We start from the raw sequence: 17,761 nt of genomic DNA on the forward strand, positions 1-17,761 counted from the left end.
GCAACCTCAATAATGAAAAACTTATACATCAATACACGTTTTTTCTTTACACTCATTGGAGTGGGAATCCTGTATGTCCTGGCATTCTTTTTCCCGATTCTGATGTGGGCAGCACATATCGTATTGTTACTGTGCTTCCTGGCCGCCATGGTTGATTATCTGTTGCTTTTTAATCAAAAAAATGCACTGCAGGCGCAAAGAATATTGTCGGAAAAACTTTCGAACGGGGATGAAAACTTTGTGAAAATAGATATTAAAAATAATTACAGCTTTAAGATTACAACTAAAATTATTGATGAAATCCCGTTTCAGTTTCAAAAAAGAGATTTTTTAATCGAAAAGAATATCGACAGCGGCTCAAACATCTATTTTCAATATAGCTTAGAGCCCAAAGAAAGAGGAGAATATCATTTCGGAAGTTTAAATATTTATGCATCGTCACCACTTGGCTTTGTTTCCAAGCGCTTCAATTTTCAAAAAGATGCGATGTTGCCTTCTTATCCTTCTTTCATTCATCTTAGAAAATATGAGCTGATGGCTCTTCAGAGTGAATTTTTACTGGGAGGAATTAAGAAAGTCAGAAAATTGGGTCACACCATGGAGTTTGAGCAGATCAAAGACTATGTGCCTGGCGATGATATCAGGACCATCAACTGGAAAGCGACTTCCAAAACCAATCGTTTAATGGTTAATCAATTCCAGGACGAAAAATCACAACGCATTTTTATGCTGATTGATAAAGGCAGAACCATGAAAATGCCTTTCAACGGATTGAGTTTATTAGACTATTCCATCAATGCAACAATGGCGTTATCCCATATTATTCTGCGAAAAGGAGATCGTGCAGGGATGATGACCTTCTCCAAAAAAGCAGAAAATAAAATTGCTGCTGATAATAAATCGGGTCAGCTTAAAAAGATTTCTGAAGCACTTTACAATATCAAAACAGATTTCTTTGAAAGTGACTTCAATCGTCTCTATCAGGATGTAAAATACTCCATCAATCAAAGAAGCTTAATTCTTCTTTTTACCAATTTTGAAACATTGGACGGGCTTAACCGTCAGTTAAAATATCTTCGCGGGATCGCTAAAAACCATTTGCTGGTTGTGGTTTTCTTCAAAAACTCAGAGCTGCAGACGATCATCAATAAAAACCCTGAAAATATGCAGGAAATCTATGACGAGATCATTGCTGAAAAGTTTGAATTTGAAAAGAAACTGATCATTCAGGAACTTCGAAAATACGGAATTTATACAGTATATACACTTCCGGAAAATTTGAATATCGATGTTATCAATAAATATTTAGAGATTAAAGCGAGAGGAATTTTATAATTTTGTAGTAAGAAATAAGTAAAAATGAAAATTACACTTAACAGAATAAACGAGGACTTTTTATTTGAATGCACCAATTCCCAGGGAAATTCTATCCTTTTGGATAATACTTCCCAACCCGGAGCAAAGGGTGTCTCTCCAATGGAAAGTGTTTTAATGGCAGTCGCAGGCTGTAGCGGAATCGATGTCGTTTCTATCTTAAAAAAACAACGTCAGGAAATTACAGGTTTCCAGGCAGAAGTAGAAGGAGAAAGAATTCCTGTAGATGATGCAAAACCCTTTAGATCAATTAATGTAAAATTCCTTTTAGAAGGAGAAATCGATCCTAAAAAAGCTCAGAAGGCGGCTCAGTTATCCTTTGAAAAATACTGTTCTGTCTCCAAAACATTAGAACCTAATGTAGAGATCGGGTATGAGGTATTTGTCAACGGAGAAAAGATCTGATTTTTGATTTAAAAAAATAAAAGAAGCCGGAAATTGATCCGGCTTTTATTGTTTATGACTGATTGCTCATTATCTTATATGGTCAGTCTTGGTTTTATCAATTTGGCGACTGTAGCAGTCCATCCCGTTTGATGGGAAGCTCCTACACCTCTGCCATTATCCCCGTGGAAGTATTCAAAGAAGGTGATATAATCTTTAAAATGCTCATCATAATTGAACTTAGGATTACCTCCATTAAAGGCACGTTGTCCATGCTCATCCTTTAAAAATATCGAACAGAGCCTTTTACTGATGTTCTGGGCAACTTCGTCAAGATTCCTTTTATCACCGCTTCCCGTTGGTAGTTCTACCTTGAGGCTGTTTCCGTAATAGTAATGAAAACGTTGTAAACTTTCTACAATAAGAAAGTTGATAGGAAACCAGATAGGGCCACGCCAGTTGCTGTTTCCGCCAAACATCCGGCTGTCACTTTCTGCAGGCGTATAATACACCATATTTTCTTTGCCGTGAACAGAGAATACAAATGGGTTTTCTTCATACACCTTAGACATGGCGCGGATTCCGTAAGAACTTAAAAACTCTTTTTCATCAAGCATTCTTGATAAAACTTTGGTCAATCTGTTTTTACGAAGAATACTCATCAGATGCTTTCTGCCTTGTCCTTCCTCATCCCAGTGAGAAACCAGCTTCGTAAGCTCAGGTTTATTTTTTAAGATCCATTCCATTCGGGCCTGAAAATTCGGCATTTTTTCCAGTAATCTGTGGTCCACAATTTCTACAGCAAACAACGGAATTAATCCTACAATACTTCGTAATCTCAGGGAGACACTGTCTCCGTTTCCAAGCTGTAAGACATCATAGAAAAATCCGTCTTCCTCATTCCACAGACCTTTTGTCCCTTCACCCAGATTCTCCATGGCTTCAGCAATATAAAGGTAATGTTCAAAAAATTTGATCGCCATATCTTCATACACCTGATAATATTGAGCCAGTTCCATAGCGATTCGCATCATATTCAGGGCATACATGGCCATCCAGCTTGTTCCATCCGCCTGTTCCAGATGCTGGCCGTCTTTTAAAACCATATTCCGGTCAAAAGCTCCGATATTATCCAGACCAAGGAACCCTCCTCCGAAAATATTTTTACCGTTTTTATCCTTTCGGTTCACCCACCAGGTGAAATTCAGGAGAAGTTTTTGGAAAACTTTCTCAAGGAACAAAAGATCGGGTTTGCCATTATTTTTTTCATCAATTTTAAAAACCCGGAAGCACGACCATGCATGTACAGGCGGGTTTACATCACTCATATTCCATTCATACGCGGGAAGCTGGCCGTTAGGATGCATATACCATTCTTTGGTCAATAGCAGAAGCTGTCCTTTAGCAAATTCTGCATCAATAATGGAAAGAGGCACACAGTGGAAAGCAAGATCCCATGTCGCATACCATGGATACTCCCATTTATCGGGCATCGAAATAATATCCTTATTGTGAAGGTGGTTCCATTCCGTATTTCGTACATACTCATTGAAATTCCTTGGAGCTTCAAAATTCGGATCACCTTTCAGCCATTTTCCGATATTATAATGATAAAACTGCTTGTTCCACAGAAGTCCTGCAAATGCCTGCCTTTGAACATTTTTTTCATCTTCGTTGATAGGGTCGTTCTGAATTTCCTGATAAAATTCTTCAGCTTCAGCAATTCTCCTATTGAAGATCTCCTCAAACTGTGCAAACGGTTCGTCTGTTTCATTCGGACACAATCTGAATTCAAAAACTTTCGATTGTCCGGCGCCAATCATTTCATCAATCAGAAAAGACGCTTTTGTTCCTCTCTTTTCAGGATTAACGGTATCAGTTCCATGATGGATGATAAAATCGTTAATTCCATCCTTGAAGTAATTATTTTCAGTGTGCGGAACTCCGTAAAGCTTTGTCGTATTGGTTTCGTTATCACAGAACACACTTTGAACATCCGTATTCCTAGAATAGATTTTCTTGATGGAAATACTGTCATGCCCGATATCTATACATCCGTTTTGAGAGGCATTCAATTGCCCTTTATAGGTATTGTAGCCCCATTTCCAGTTATTCCTGAACCAGGCTGTGGGGATCACAACAATAGGAGCTTCATGCTGACTCCTGTTGCACACCGTTACTCTGGCGAGAATATCATTATGGTCAACCTTGCAGTACTCAATGAAAATATCAAAATACTCATCTTGATCAAAGATCCCGGTATCGAAAAGCTCGTATTCCGGTTCCTGTTTGCTGCGTCTTCCGTTTTCATTCACCAGATCATCATAAGGAAAAGCATTGATAGGGTATTTGTATACCATTTTCATATAGCTATGCGTAGGGGTATTATCGAGGTAATAAAAAATTTCCTTGATATCTTCTCCATGGTTTCCCTGTGGATTGCTTAATCCAAAGAAGCGTTCCTTTACGATTTTATCTTTTTTGTTCCAAAATGAAAAAGCAAAGCAGAAAAGCTGCTTTACATCTGAAATCCCGGCAATACCTTCCTCACCCCAACGGTAAGCATAGCTTTCCGCGTTATTATGATTGGTATAGTTCCAGGCATTTCCGTTCGGACTGTAGTCTTCACGTACATTTCCCCATTGCCGGTTGCTTACATAAGGTCCCCAGTTTTTCCATTTGGTATCTTGTAATCTTTCTTTTTCGGCGGTCATATCTCATCATTTTTCTATACGAAGTTAGTTTTTTTGAAAAGTAATTCCAATTTTTTTCATCTGAATAATTATTAATATACTCTTGAAACACTAGTATTTAAGCCGATTTTTAAATATTAAATTAATTTTTTTTGAAATTAAAAGAAAAGAACTACCTTTGCACTATTCGTTCATTCAAATATTGAAAATGTTATCAAGAAAGGTTGAGGGATTAGACCCTATGAAACCTTAGCAACCCTTTGTGCAAGCAAAGAAGGTGCTACGTTCTACCAAAATTATTTTGGACAGATAACTTACTGAAGTTCTTTTCAGCCATTTCCTGTGGCATTTTCAATTGTATTAAAATAATAGAATTGAAAACAGAACTAAACTATATTAATCTTACGTATCAAACCAATTCCGGAAAGGAATACCATATCCCGTTGAGCTATCAGCTGTTCGGGAAAGAGCTGTTTACAGCACCCATTATTGTAGTCAATCATGCCTTAACCGGAAACTCTGATGTTTCAGGAGAAAAAGGATGGTGGAAACAACTTATTGGGGAAAATCAGGTGATCAATACGGAAAAATACACAGTTCTGTGTTTCAATATTCCCGGAAACGGTTACGATCATTTTTTAATTGACAACTATGAAGACTTCACTCCCTCAGATATTGCAAATCTATTTCTGAAAGGGCTTGAAGCTTTACATATCAAAAACGTATACGCCATTATCGGAGGCTCACTTGGAGGCGGAATTGCCTGGGAAATGCTGGCCAAGCAACCTGCGCTGGCAGAAGTTTTTATCCCGATAGCCTGTGATCACAGAACTCATGACTGGCTTCATGCACAATGTCTGGTTCAGAAATTTCTATTGAATTCTGAAGATCAGCCATTACAAAAAGCAAGAATTCATGCCATGCTGTGCTACAGAACTCCGCAGTCACTCAATGACAGATTTCAAAATACATACAACCCGGAAAAACAACGCCTGGAATCAGAAGACTGGCTGGTTTATCATGGAAATGCTTTAAACGATAGATTTAGTTTAAAAGCCTATAAACTGATGAATCATCTGCTGATGAATATTAACACGGAAGAATCTGCTCTGGAGAGCATACAGGCACGAATGCACATGATCTCCGTTGATACAGATTTATTCTTTCCTGCTTCTGAAATCCGAATGTGTTTTGAAAGCCTGCAGAAAAAAAAAGAATACTGTTTCCTATCACGAGATCCAATCTATACACGGGCATGACGCCTTCCTAATGGAATACCAACAATTAAATAATATCATAAAAAACATTTTATAAAGTAATGAAAAATGCTAACGAAATAAAATTTTTGAAGAACAGATCAATCGTCAAATTTGAAGGAGAAGATTTTTTAGGAGAAATCGGAATTGACGGAAGAATTTTTAAAGCGCTTACTCTAGCGCGTATCAGTGTAGGAGTGATCTCCCAGCAAGCTATAGAAAACGGAATCTCTATTTTGGTTCACGAAAATGATGCCGAAAAAGCAGTAGCTTGTCTTATTGATGAATTTGAACCGGAAAGAAAATCAGGAAAAGTATCCCAGATATATAGTATCAATAATGTTTCTGTTATCGGATTTGTTGCAGAAGATTTCAATAAAGTATTTGCCGAACTGGCAAGAAACAACGTTTTTCCATTATTGTTAAATCAGGTAGCCGGAGAAAACAGAGTAAATATCGTCGTGACTTCATCTCAGGATGAAAAAACAAAAAATATCATTGAATCCGAAATTTTTAAAAAACCAAAGACCGTTCATCTGGCAATCATCGGTCATGGAAATGTCGGAAAAACATTAATACAGCAGGTGCTTGAGTCGTCAGAAGAAATTAAAAGACGCAAGAAAATAGATCTTAGAGTAGTTGCTGTAGCCAATTCAAAGAAAATAGCTTTCAACAAAAAAGGATTTGATGCCAATTGGGGTGATGAGGTGTTGACTGCAGAACATCCGTCAAATGTTCAGGAACTGATTAACTTTTCAAACGAAAATCAATTAGAAAACCTGATCGTTGTAGACAACACTGCCAGCAAAGACTTTGTGAAGAATTATCATGCATTGGCTGAAAACGGATTCGACTTAGTGTCATCCAACAAGATTTTCAATACGCTGCCTATTGAAGAATATCGTAAACTAAGATATACGTTGAGTAAAAATAACAGACGTTATTTATACGAAACCAATGTAGGAGCAGGGTTGCCTTTAATTGACACTATCAAATTATTACACCTTTCAGGAGAAAATATCACAAGAATCAAAGGGGTATTCTCCGGAACATTGAGCTATGTATTCAACAATTTTTCTTTAAGAGACGACAAATTCTCAACCATCATCAATGAAGCCCTAGAAAAAGGATATACAGAACCGGATCCGAGAGAAGACCTTTCAGGAAATGACGTAGCAAGAAAATTATTGATTCTGGCAAGGGAACTGGATCTGATCAATGAATTTGATGATATCAACATTCAGAATCTGGTACCGGAAAGTTTATCATCTGTTTCAAAATCAGAATTCCTTTCCAGACTTGACGAATTAGACGAAGAATACCAAAAAATCAAAGAAAGCCAGGAACCGGGTCATGTGTTGAGATACGTCGGAGATTTACATGGCGATTTACAAAAAGACAAAGGGGAATTGGATGTAAAACTGATCTCTGTTCCTGCTACTTCCGCATTAGGTCAGTTGAAAGGTTCAGACTCGATCTTTGAAATCTATACAGAAAGCTACGGCGAAAATCCGATTGTCATCATGGGAGCCGGGGCCGGAGCTCAGGTAACTGCAAGAGGAGTATTCGGTGACATTTTAAGAGTAAGTGAAACAAAATAATTGTAGAAACAATCCCGAAGGGATGATTTAACCAAAGATAGAATGCAATTCTATCAAATTAAAACTATATGGAAAATTTCGAAACATCAGCAATAAGAACACAGACTGAAAGATCTCAGTTTGATGAGCACTCCACACCTTTATACCTTACGTCCAGTTTTATTTTTCAGGATGCTGAAGATATGAGAGCAAGCTTTGCGGAAGAAAAGCCTAAAAACCTGTACAGCCGATTCTCAAACCCAAATATAACTGAATTTACAGAGAAGATCGCAAAAATGGAAGGAGCAGAAGCAGGATATGCATTTGCAACGGGAATGGCTGCCATCTACTCAACATTTGCAGCATTATTAAGTGCGGGGGATCATATCGTAAGCTGTCAGTCAGTTTTTGGTTCTACCCATACTTTGTTTACAAAATATTTCCCGAAATGGAATATTGAAACCACCTACTTCAAAGCTGAAGATGCTGAAAACGTAGAAGAATACATCAAACCCAATACAAAGATTCTCTACCTTGAAACTCCTACCAATCCTGCGATTGAAATCCTGGACCTTGAGTTTTTCGGACAGATTGCCAAAAAACATAACCTGATTTTCATTGTAGACAACTGTTTTGCAACGCCTTATCTGCAGCAGCCGATCAAATATGGTGCAGATGTTGTTGTACATTCTGCAACGAAGCTGATTGACGGACAGGGAAGAGTACTGGGAGGAATTGCAGTAGGAAGGGAAGACCTGATCAGGGAAATCTATCTTTTCGCAAGAAATACAGGGCCTGCATTATCTCCTTTCAATGCCTGGGTACTATCAAAAAGTCTGGAAACTTTAGCCATCCGCGTTGAAAAACATTGTGAAAATGCACTGAAGGTAGCAGAGTTTTTAGAAAACCATCCTAATGTGGAACTTGTAAAATATCCATTCCTCAAATCCCATCCAAGCTATGAAATCGCTAAAAGACAGATGAAGCTGGGAGGAAATATTGTTGCTTTTGAAATTAAAGGAGGTATCGAAGGCGGAAGAAGCTTTTTAGATAAGATACAAATGTGCTCGCTTTCTGCCAACTTAGGTGATACGAGAACGATCGTCACCCATCCTGCATCAACGACCCATTCAAAACTGTCGGATGAAGAAAGAAACGAAGTAGGAATTACCGCAGGTTTAGTACGTTGTTCAGTAGGTCTGGAAAATGTAGACGACATTATTGCAGACTTAAAACAAGCCTTAGATTAATCACAAAGAGTGCCAAAGGGGCGATTTAACCCAAGATAGAGAACGAAGTCCTATCAACCAACTATCAGTCTCACTCAACAACTATAAAAGAGATGACAAATATAGAATCACTAAACAAAGCCCTCAAAGAACGCATCCTAGTCCTGGACGGCGCGATGGGAACCATGCTTCAACGTTATAAGTTTGAAGAAGAAGATTACCGTGGAGAGCGATTTAAAGACTGGGAACATCCGGTAAAAGGAAATAATGATTTGCTTTCCCTTACCCAGCCTCAAGCGATAGAAGAAGTTCATAAAAAATATCTGGAAGCAGGAGCTGATATTATTGAAACCAATACTTTCTCAGGAACTACCATAGCCATGGCTGATTATCACATGGAAGAATTGGTCTATGAACTGAACTACGAATCAGCAAAGATTGCCAGAAAAGCCTGTGATGAGTATACTGCCAAAAATCCTGATAAACCAAGATTCGTCGCGGGGTCCATCGGTCCTACCAATAGAACGGCAAGCTTAAGTCCGGATGTGAATGATCCCGGTTACAGAGCCATTACTTTCGAAGAGTTAAGGGTAGCCTACAAACAGCAGTGTGAAGCTTTGCTGGATGGTGGTTCCGATATTCTTTTAGTAGAAACCATCTTTGATACATTAAATGCCAAAGCAGCTTTATTTGCCATTGATGAACTGCAGGACGAAAGAGGAATTAAAATTCCGATCATGGTCTCAGGAACAATTACCGATGCATCAGGAAGAACATTGAGTGGCCAAACGGCTGAAGCATTCCTGATCTCAGTTTCCCATCTGAATTTGCTGAGTGTTGGATTCAATTGTGCATTGGGAGCAGATCAGCTAACCCCGTATCTTGAAACATTGGCTCATAATTCAGAGTTCTACGTTTCAGCATATCCGAATGCAGGTTTGCCTAATGCTTTCGGGAAATATGACGAGACTCCTGAAGATATGGCCAGACAGATCAAGGAATATGTAGAAAAAGGATTGATCAATATTATCGGAGGATGTTGCGGAACAACACCGGAACATATCAAAGCCATTGCTGATCTGGTAGAAAAGTATCAACCAAGAAAATTGAAGGAATTTGTATGATTTGATAGATTTTTTTAATTAAAATCAAGAATGTGGGCTGGCTTATAAATATTAACTTTAAATAAACCACAAAATTTAATGTAATGGAAAAGCCGATTTACCTGAAAGATCCAGACGATGCCAAACTGTTTAATGAATTAAGAAAGAAAGTGAACCAGCGTGTAGAAACCATTTCCGAGAATAGGGATATTTACATTCAGATCAAGGCGGTCATCCTGCCATTGATCTATGTGGGGTTATATCTTTTTGCTCTTTTTAATGCACAGACACCTTGGGGGTATATACTGAGTTTTATCTGTATGGGAATTCTTCTCGTATTGATTTATCTGAATTTAATTCATGAAGCAGCCCATAACAATATCTACAGAAGCAAAAAACTCAACTGGATCGTCTTACACATTTTTGATTTTGTAGGGGCTAATTCCTATATCTGGAAAAAAAGGCATATCGCAAGTCATCACGCCTATCCTAATGTGGACGGATGGGATACAGACATCGAGCAAAGTGGTTTATTGTTAATTGTACCATGGATTAAAGCAAAAGGCATCCAGAAGTATCAGCACAAGTTTTTCTTTCTAGTATATCCTTTGTATTTGTTCAACTGGATGTTTATAAGGGATTTTAGAGACTTCTTTGACAAGGAAAGGGTGATTTTAAAAACCCAGGGAAGAATTCCTGTTGTAGAAAAAGTAAAAATGGTGAGTTATAAACTGTTCTACTTCTTTTATCAGATTGTGATCCCTGTTGTGTTCTTTAAAGTATCAATAGGATTGGCTCTGGGAGCCTGGTTTTTGCAGGTAATTGCAGCCAGTATTTTTGCCCTGTTTGTTCTACTGCCATTACATCCGCTGCCGGATAATGCTTTTCCGAAATTAGATAATAAAAACGGACTTCCGTTTAGCTGGCTTCGTCATCAGCTGGAAGTTACCAACGATTTAAAAGAAAATAACTGGTTTGTAAGAAATTTATTGGGGAATTTTAATTTTCATGTGGCCCATCATCTCTTTCCAAACTACAGTTATATGTATTACAATGAAATCACAGAGGAAATAGAACAATTTGCCAGGGAGCATGGTTTAGCCTATAAAAGGTTTCCCTTGATCACTGCTTTAAGTAAGCACAGAGATTTATTGAGGCAGAATGCAAATAATGCCTATTATATTTTAGAAGAATAAGATTAATGAAATATTTAAGATTATCAGGCCTCGAGCCTCTTATCATAACGCCGGAGAGTAATTTCATCAACGTAGGTGAAAGAACCAATGTGGCCGGTTCAAAGAAATTTTTAAGACTCATCAAAGAAGAAAAGTTCTCTGAAGCATTAGATATCGCCCGCCATCAGGTGGAAGGAGGTGCACAGATTCTTGATGTTAACTTTGATGACGGACTGATCGATGGAAAAGCATCGATGATCAAATTCCTGAACTTAATCGCCTCAGAACCGGATATCGCAAGAATCCCCATCATGGTGGACTCTTCCAAATGGGAAATCCTGGAAGCGGGCTTACAGGTAGCACAAGGTAAATGTGTGGTGAATTCTATCAGCTTAAAAGAAGGTGAACAAGAATTTGTCCACCATGCAAAAGCTATTAAAAGATATGGAGCCGCAGTCATTGTCATGGCATTTGATGAGGTAGGGCAGGCAGATAGTTATGAACGAAGAATTGAAATTTCAAAAAGATCTTATGACATTCTTGTCAACCAGCTGGGTTTCCCGGCAGAAGATATCATTTTCGATCTGAATATTTTCCCGGTAGCTACAGGAATGGATGAGCACAGAAGAAATGCCATCGATTTTATCGAAGCAACACGATGGGTAAGACAAAATCTCCCTTATGCCTCAGTAAGTGGGGGAGTGAGCAATGTTTCCTTCTCTTTCCGTGGAAATGATACCGTACGAGAAGCTATGCATTCAGTTTTTCTTTATCACGCAATCCAGGCCGGGATGAATATCGGAATTGTAAACCCGGCTATGCTGGAAGTCTACGATGAGATTAACAAGGAATTGCTTGAACTGGTTGAAGATGTGATTCTTGACAGAAGAGAAGATGCCACAGAAAGACTTCTTGATTATTCTGAAAAACATAAATCGGTAAAGAAAGAAAAGACCGAAGACCTTGAATGGAGAAACAATTCTTTGCAGGAAAGAATTACCTATGCTTTAGTAAAAGGTATTGACCGTTTTATAGAAGAGGATGTGGAGGAAGCAAGGCAACAGGCAGAAAGACCACTTCATGTCATCGAAGTAAATCTGATGACGGGAATGGGGGTTGTAGGAGATTTATTCGGAAGCGGAAAAATGTTCTTACCACAGGTAGTGAAATCTGCAAGGGTAATGAAAAAAGCCGTGGCATATCTACAGCCTTTCATTGAAGCTGAAAAAGACGGATCAAGACCTGCCAATGGAAAAATATTAATGGCTACTGTAAAAGGAGATGTGCATGATATCGGAAAAAATATTGTCAGTGTAGTATTAGGATGCAACAATTACGAAATTGTTGACCTTGGTGTGATGGTGCCGGCAGAAAAAATTATCCAGACAGCTATTGAAGAAAAAGTAGATGTCATCGGATTAAGTGGATTGATTACACCAAGCCTGGACGAAATGGTGTATATCGCATCAGAATTAGAAAGACAAAATTTAGATTTTCCTTTATTGATCGGAGGTGCTACCACTTCAAAAGCGCATACTGCAGTGAAAATCGATTTAAAATATAAAAACGCTGTCGTTCATGTGAATGATGCTTCCAGGGCAGTAAATGTAGTCAGCTCATTATTGGGAGACCGGAATAAAGAATATGTTTCTGATCTGAAGAGCGATTATTCCGATTTCAGAGAGAAATTCCTGAACAGGCAGGTGGATAAAGACTATGTTTCTATACAAGAGGCAAGAGAAAATCATTTTAAAATTGATTGGCAAAACGAAGATATTTTCACACCAAATAATTTGGGTGTAACCGTTGTTGAAAACCAGGACCTTCGGGAATTGTTGCCTTTCATCGACTGGTCACCATTTTTCAGAAGCTGGGATCTACATGGCAAATACCCCAATATTTTAGAAGATGAGGTGGTGGGCGTGCAGGCAAGCGAGCTATTCAAAGATGCACAGGTCATTTTGAAAAGAATACTCGATGAGAAGTTACTAACGGCAAAAGCCGTCTTCGGAATTTTTAAGGCCAATTCCAATGAGACCGATGATATTTTGATTTTTGATGAAAATAATAAAGAACAGGCCAAGTTTTTAACCTTAAGACAGCAGGCTCAAAGATCAAAAGGAAAAGATTATCTGGCCCTAAGTGATTTTATTGCCCCTCAAAGTTCGGGGAAAACCGATTATATGGGAGCATTTTGTGTCACCACGGGTTTTGGAACGGATGAACTTGCAGAAGAATATGAAAAAGCCAATGATGACTATAATGCGATCATGGTGAAAGCATTGGCAGATCGTTTTGCAGAAGCCTATGCAGAATTTTTACATAAAAAAGTAAGAACCGAATATTGGGGATATGCCAATCAGGAAAACTTAAGCAACGAAGAACTGATTGCTGAAAAATACAAAGGAATACGTCCCGCACCTGGATATCCGGCTTGCCCTGACCATCTGGAAAAGAAAACCATCTGGGATCTTCTAAAAGTAGAAGAGAATACAGGTGTTTTCCTTACAGAGAGCCTGGCGATGTTTCCAACGGCATCTGTTTCCGGATATTATTTCGGAAGCCCGCATGCCAAATATTTTGGTTTAGGAAAAATTACAGAAGACCAGCTGAAAGATTATGCCGACAGAAGAAGTTGTAGCATTCAGGAAGCTAAAAAATGGTTGTCACCCAACTTAGCAGATTAAAATTAAACATGAAGATAACTGAACACATTAAAAATGCAAATGGAAAGACTCTATTTTCCTTAGAAGTGGTTCCGCCACAAAAGGGAATAGGTATTGAAGATCTCTATACAAACATTGATCCTTTAATGGAATTTAAACCTCCATTCATTGATGTTACCACTTCGAGAGAAGAATATATTTATCTGGATAAAGGAAATGGTCTGATGGAACGCAGAATCACAAGGATGCGCCCGGGGACATTGGGGATTTGTGCGGCGATTCAACACAAATATAATGTTGATACCGTGCCTCATTTACTTTGTGGTGGTTTTACCAAAGAAGAGACAGAATACCTTCTTGTAGATTGTATGTATCTCGGGATAGAAAATGTAATGGCTTTGAGAGGAGATGCCATGAAAGGACACCAGTATTTTGAACCTACGCAGGGAGGTCATGCCAGTGCTATGGATCTTGTCAATCAGATTAACGATCTGGGAAGAGGAAAGTACCTGCACAATGAAGATCAGGTCTGTGATGAGTTGAATAAATTTTGCATCGGAGTTGCCGGTTATCCTGAAAAACATATGGAAGCACCTTCCATGAATTATGATTTAAAATGGCTGAAACAAAAAGTAGATGCCGGAGCTGACTACATTGTTACCCAGATGTTTTTTGATAACAAAAAATATATTGAATTTGTACAAAAAGCCAGGGAAATGGGAATTACAGTTCCTATCATACCGGGGATCAAGCCCATTGCTACCAAAAGACACTTAAAACTGCTTCCACAGGTATTTAAAATTGATCTGCCGGAAGAACTGATCAACGAAGTGGAAAATGCAAAAAATAATGAAGCAGTCAAACAAATCGGAATAGAGTGGTCTATTGCACAATGCAAAGAACTGCTGGATTTCGGAGTTCCTGTTTTGCATTTTTATTCCATGGGGAAAAGTGATAATATTAAAAAAGTAGCCGGCGAGCTATTCTAATATCAGTACTAAATGAAGGAACCCTGCTACGCGATGTAGCAGGGTTTATTTTGTATCAAAAATTCAGATTTAATTATGATTTACCGTTTAAGAAATTAACCAGTTTTATAAGATCATCCTGTTTATTGAATTTAATTTTATTAGACTTGAAGAAACCTTCGAGTTGCTCCTTTTTTCCCGGAAGTCCATCCATACATTCTTTTGAATTTTTAGGATTTTTGATAAACCCATCCGGAGTCTTTATATAGTATATTGGGTTCAGGTTTTTAAATGAAGGTGGAGTATTGTTTGAATATGCATTATCTGCTTTCTCGCCATTTAGAAAAGTAGTTTTGATCTTTTTATACAGTCCATATTCTCCCGTTACAATTTCAAAAAAATATCCTGAAAGATCATCACCGGTATCCAGTCGTACTAAGGTATCCTTACTATCTAAAAAAGTTAATTTGGGAAAAGTATCACTTTTTGGTAGCACATATACTTTATCATCTTTTTTCTTAAATTCTATTTCATCAAGATACGTGTTATATCTTGCCGGGGCAGGTTCTGTAACACCCTGGAATCTTGTAGGCGTGAAGTCTTTTTTAAAATAAGGATCACCCTGAATGTCGCTATATGCTATAGTTCTTGCTCCCGGAGCACTGGGTTGGTTCATGTACATTTCACCTCTTTGATTCAATACCCCACCATTAACAGGCGAAAATGGATCCATAAGCCTGTTGGACAATATATTGTCACTATTAGGGATCTCATCCATACGAAGAATTTGAGCATAGCTTACAGCTGAAAACATCAGTATAGCTAAGAAAAATGTTTTTTTCATATTATTAGAATTTTAAGGCAATTTACAAATAATACTAACGTAAAACTTTGAATTTATGCTAGAATTTAACGGAAATGGGATATTACAATAATGGGTGCCTTGAAAATTTCTTTTTTCTATCAAATAAATAACGGTAAGTGGCAAGTTTTCTGGTTACTGTTGTGTCAAGATTTTCAGCAATCCTGATCATTTTTGGATTGAAATCACCAATCCATTGCAACTCAGTAATTTTGAAATCCGTATGCTTTCTAATATATTGAGTCCCTTCCCAGATCATATATCCGTCGATTCCTCTCTTTTGCCATTCCGGGACAACTCCAAAGACAAGGCCCACCATTTTCTCATTCTTCTTAAAATGTTTTAAGAATAAAAATGTAAGCTTTTCAAAAATTCCAAATTTCCCGTTGAGGTACTTGAACCATTGATTCAGATCCGGAAGATTGATCCACATAGCTATCGGTTTTTCATTTTCGTATACAAACCAGGAAATGTGTTCATTGATGATTGGTTTCATTGTATTGAACATCTTCAGCACTTTCTTTTCATCCAACTGTTTACCTTCCCCATGAGATGCCCATGCCTTATTATAAACTTCAGTGAAATCTCTGGAAAATTTTTCGAGATTGTTCTTTTTCATGGGTTGAGCTGAAATAGCAGGATTTCTCCTGTTCCTTTCATGAGCAATTTTAAATACTCGGGATACTTCTGTGAAAATGGGTCTGGTAAAACAAAGCTGTTCAAAATAAATCTGAAAACCATAATTTTCAAAAAGCGCTTTATAATAAGGAAGATTATAGTTCATCCCAAATAAAGGCTCGATGAAACCTTCAATCAAAAGTCCCCAGAATTTATCTCTTTCCCCAAAGTTAATAGGACCATCCATCGCTTCCATACCTCTTTCCTGAAGCCAGTTTTTACAATGGTCAAAAATAAAATTTGCCGTTTCCTGATCATTAATGCAGTCAAAAAAACCAAAACCACCGGTGGGTTGTTCCTGCTTGTAGTGACTGTTGATAAATACAGCGACTTTACCTACCGTTTTATCGTGTTTTTTAAATAAGAACCTTTTGCATTCACCATCCTTGAAGAATTTATTTTTTTTAGGATCGAAAATTTCTTCAATATGTTTATCTAAAGGACGTATATAATTTTTGTCGTTTTGGTACAGTTGTACCGGAAATTCCAGAAATTCCTGTTTTTGTTTTTCGTTTTGTACTTCTTCGACAATAATCATATGTTCTTTAATCAGACAAGGTTATAAAGATAATATTTTTCATTTAATTTTAAAATAGATGATTAAATATTATCCGTATTTTTGCTGCAAATTAAATAAAAATGGTTGATTTTACCGATAACGACGATGATATTTTCACAGGAAAAGAACATACGCCAATAAGAGATGATGCTTTTGATAAATCGCCACAGGAAAAAATAGAAAAAATCACTGAGCTTTTTGGAGAAATCATGGAAACACTGGGGCTGGATATGACAGACGATTCTTTAAAAGATTCCCCTAAACGTGTTGCCAAAATGTATGTGAATGAAATTTTTGGAGGACTTCTTCCGGAAAATAAACCCGGCATTTCTACATTTTCCAATAAATATAAATACCGCCAGATGTTGGTGGAGAAGGATATCACAGTCTATTCTTTCTGTGAACATCACTTTTTACCTATCATCGGAAGAGCTCACGTAGCCTACATTTCAAATGGTGAAGTAATCGGTCTTTCAAAAATTAACAGGATTGTTGATTATTATGCCAAAAGACCACAGGTTCAGGAAAGATTGACCATGCAGATTGTTGAAGCTTTAAAAGAAGCTTTAGGAACAAAAAATGTGGCCTGCATTATTGATGCCAAGCATCTCTGCGTAAACTGCAGGGGAATTAAAGATACTGCAAGTTCTACCATTACAGCAGAATTAAGCGGAATTTTCAGAACAAACCCTATTACAAGACAGGAATTCTTACATTATGTAGGAAGCCATGCCAAACTAGATTAATCCATGAATTACCAGATACTCAAAAACATAATAGATGCAGAACTTCAGAGATTTCAGACGATTTCTGAAGAAGAATGGAGCTACAGGTCCGCACCCGAAAAATGGTCCAAAAAAGAAATTATTGGCCACCTTTGTGACAGTGCTTTTACAAATATCCGTAGATTTGTAGTTACACAATACAAAGAGAACGAGAATATTGTATACGATCAGAATGCCTGGGTAAAAGCTCAGAACTATCAGAATGTTCCCACGGCTGATTTGATTTTACTGTGGAAAATGCTGAATTATCAGGTTGTGCACATTGTTGAAAATATCCCGGATGAAGCGTTGCAAAGAACCTGTGACACTACCAAGACAGAACCTCAAAGGTTTACCTTGGAATTTATTATCAATGATTATGTAGATCATCTGCAGCATCATTTAAAAGCGATTTAATAATGATAAAATTTAAAAAAATAGAAGATAAAATTTTCATCACAACAATTATA

The 17,761-nt window shown here is 37.6% G+C and carries 13 protein-coding genes, 1 pseudogene and 1 riboswitch; of the genes and pseudogenes, 11 read left to right on the forward strand and 3 right to left on the reverse strand.

The features are described from left to right. The first annotated feature begins 12 nt into the window (after window positions 1-12). Both H3Z85_10145 and H3Z85_10150 read left to right on the forward strand, forming a co-directional pair. Window positions 13-1,335 carry a DUF58 domain-containing protein gene (locus H3Z85_10145; protein QPQ53641.1) on the forward strand — a complete coding sequence of 441 codons (1,323 nt, stop codon included), beginning with the start codon at window positions 13-15 and terminating at the stop codon, window positions 1,333-1,335. 24 nt (window positions 1,336-1,359) lie between these two features. After that, on the forward strand, window positions 1,360-1,779 hold the full coding sequence (locus H3Z85_10150; protein ID QPQ53642.1) for an OsmC family protein: 420 nt from the start codon (window positions 1,360-1,362) through the stop codon (window positions 1,777-1,779). A 74-nt stretch (window positions 1,780-1,853) separates the two neighbouring features. Here H3Z85_10150 and H3Z85_10155 read toward each other — a convergent pair whose 3' ends face one another. Then, entirely contained in the window at window positions 1,854-4,472 is a 2,619-nt protein-coding gene (locus H3Z85_10155; GenBank protein ID QPQ53643.1) for a glucosidase, read from the reverse strand. Window positions 4,473-4,659: 187 nt separating this feature from the next. Continuing rightward, window positions 4,660-4,767, forward strand: a riboswitch (SAM riboswitch). 49 nt (window positions 4,768-4,816) lie between these two features. Here H3Z85_10155 and H3Z85_10160 point away from each other — a divergent pair. The 7 genes and pseudogenes from H3Z85_10160 to metF all read left to right on the forward strand — a co-directional run bounded on the left by H3Z85_10160 (window position 4,817) and on the right by metF (window position 14,449). Continuing rightward, window positions 4,817-5,765: pseudogene (locus H3Z85_10160) on the forward strand (alpha/beta fold hydrolase). 4 nt (window positions 5,766-5,769) lie between these two features. Then, window positions 5,770-7,308, forward strand: a complete 1,539-nt coding sequence (locus H3Z85_10165; protein QPQ53644.1) for a homoserine dehydrogenase — start codon at window positions 5,770-5,772, stop codon at window positions 7,306-7,308. A 68-nt stretch (window positions 7,309-7,376) separates the two neighbouring features. Further along, entirely contained in the window at window positions 7,377-8,537 is a 1,161-nt protein-coding gene (locus H3Z85_10170; GenBank protein ID QPQ53645.1) for an O-succinylhomoserine sulfhydrylase, read from the forward strand. A gap of 92 nt (window positions 8,538-8,629) precedes the next feature. Then, window positions 8,630-9,640, forward strand: coding sequence for a homocysteine S-methyltransferase family protein (locus H3Z85_10175; GenBank protein ID QPQ53646.1), 1,011 nt, complete (start codon window positions 8,630-8,632; stop codon window positions 9,638-9,640). Window positions 9,641-9,723: 83 nt separating this feature from the next. Further along, on the forward strand, window positions 9,724-10,815 hold the full coding sequence (locus tag H3Z85_10180; GenBank protein QPQ53647.1) for a fatty acid desaturase: 1,092 nt from the start codon (window positions 9,724-9,726) through the stop codon (window positions 10,813-10,815). Window positions 10,816-10,820: 5 nt separating this feature from the next. Continuing rightward, window positions 10,821-13,481 (forward strand): methionine synthase, encoded by a 2,661-nt coding sequence (gene metH / locus H3Z85_10185; GenBank protein ID QPQ53648.1) that lies wholly within the window; start codon window positions 10,821-10,823, stop codon window positions 13,479-13,481. Between the two features lie 8 nt (window positions 13,482-13,489). Then, window positions 13,490-14,449: a methylenetetrahydrofolate reductase [NAD(P)H] gene (gene metF / locus H3Z85_10190; protein QPQ53649.1), complete on the forward strand. Its 960-nt coding sequence runs from the start codon at window positions 13,490-13,492 to the stop codon at window positions 14,447-14,449. Window positions 14,450-14,522: 73 nt separating this feature from the next. Here the strand turns inward: metF and H3Z85_10195 are convergent, their stop codons facing one another. Together H3Z85_10195 and H3Z85_10200 are read right to left on the reverse strand one after the other, a co-directional pair. Beyond that, complete coding sequence (locus H3Z85_10195; protein QPQ53650.1) at window positions 14,523-15,272, reverse strand: hypothetical protein; 750 nt, start codon at window positions 15,270-15,272, stop codon at window positions 14,523-14,525. 82 nt (window positions 15,273-15,354) lie between these two features. Next, on the reverse strand, window positions 15,355-16,506 hold the full coding sequence (locus tag H3Z85_10200; GenBank protein ID QPQ53651.1) for a hypothetical protein: 1,152 nt from the start codon (window positions 16,504-16,506) through the stop codon (window positions 15,355-15,357). 101 nt (window positions 16,507-16,607) lie between these two features. Here H3Z85_10200 and folE point away from each other — a divergent pair, with 101 nt between their 5' ends. Both folE and H3Z85_10210 read left to right on the forward strand, forming a co-directional pair. Further along, window positions 16,608-17,273, forward strand: a complete 666-nt coding sequence (gene folE, locus H3Z85_10205; protein ID QPQ53652.1) for a GTP cyclohydrolase I FolE — start codon at window positions 16,608-16,610, stop codon at window positions 17,271-17,273. 3 nt (window positions 17,274-17,276) lie between these two features. Further along, window positions 17,277-17,708: a DinB family protein gene (locus H3Z85_10210; GenBank protein ID QPQ53653.1), complete on the forward strand. Its 432-nt coding sequence runs from the start codon at window positions 17,277-17,279 to the stop codon at window positions 17,706-17,708. The last annotated feature ends 53 nt before the right edge of the window (window positions 17,709-17,761 follow it).

The organism is Chryseobacterium indologenes, assembly GCA_016025055.1.
Lineage (GTDB): Bacteria > Bacteroidota > Bacteroidia > Flavobacteriales > Weeksellaceae > Chryseobacterium > Chryseobacterium indologenes.

Excerpts from the sequence above, each read along its gene's own strand:
- H3Z85_10175 (QPQ53646.1), top strand. The coding sequence starts at position 8,630 with ATGACAAATATAGAATCACTAAACAAAGCCCTCAAAGAACGCATCCTA.
- H3Z85_10180 (QPQ53647.1), top strand. The coding sequence starts at position 9,724 with ATGGAAAAGCCGATTTACCTGAAAGATCCAGACGATGCCAAACTGTTT.
- H3Z85_10150 (QPQ53642.1), top strand. The coding sequence starts at position 1,360 with ATGAAAATTACACTTAACAGAATAAACGAGGACTTTTTATTTGAATGC.
- metF (QPQ53649.1), top strand. The coding sequence starts at position 13,490 with ATGAAGATAACTGAACACATTAAAAATGCAAATGGAAAGACTCTATTT.
- H3Z85_10210 (QPQ53653.1), top strand. The coding sequence starts at position 17,277 with ATGAATTACCAGATACTCAAAAACATAATAGATGCAGAACTTCAGAGA.
- folE (QPQ53652.1), top strand. The coding sequence starts at position 16,608 with ATGGTTGATTTTACCGATAACGACGATGATATTTTCACAGGAAAAGAA.
- H3Z85_10165 (QPQ53644.1), top strand. The coding sequence starts at position 5,770 with ATGAAAAATGCTAACGAAATAAAATTTTTGAAGAACAGATCAATCGTC.
- metH (QPQ53648.1), top strand. The coding sequence starts at position 10,821 with ATGAAATATTTAAGATTATCAGGCCTCGAGCCTCTTATCATAACGCCG.
- H3Z85_10155 (QPQ53643.1), bottom strand. The coding sequence starts at position 4,472 with ATGACCGCCGAAAAAGAAAGATTACAAGATACCAAATGGAAAAACTGG.
- H3Z85_10200 (QPQ53651.1), bottom strand. The coding sequence starts at position 16,506 with ATGATTATTGTCGAAGAAGTACAAAACGAAAAACAAAAACAGGAATTT.
- H3Z85_10170 (QPQ53645.1), top strand. The coding sequence starts at position 7,377 with ATGGAAAATTTCGAAACATCAGCAATAAGAACACAGACTGAAAGATCT.
- H3Z85_10195 (QPQ53650.1), bottom strand. The coding sequence starts at position 15,272 with ATGAAAAAAACATTTTTCTTAGCTATACTGATGTTTTCAGCTGTAAGC.
- H3Z85_10145 (QPQ53641.1), top strand. The coding sequence starts at position 13 with ATGAAAAACTTATACATCAATACACGTTTTTTCTTTACACTCATTGGA.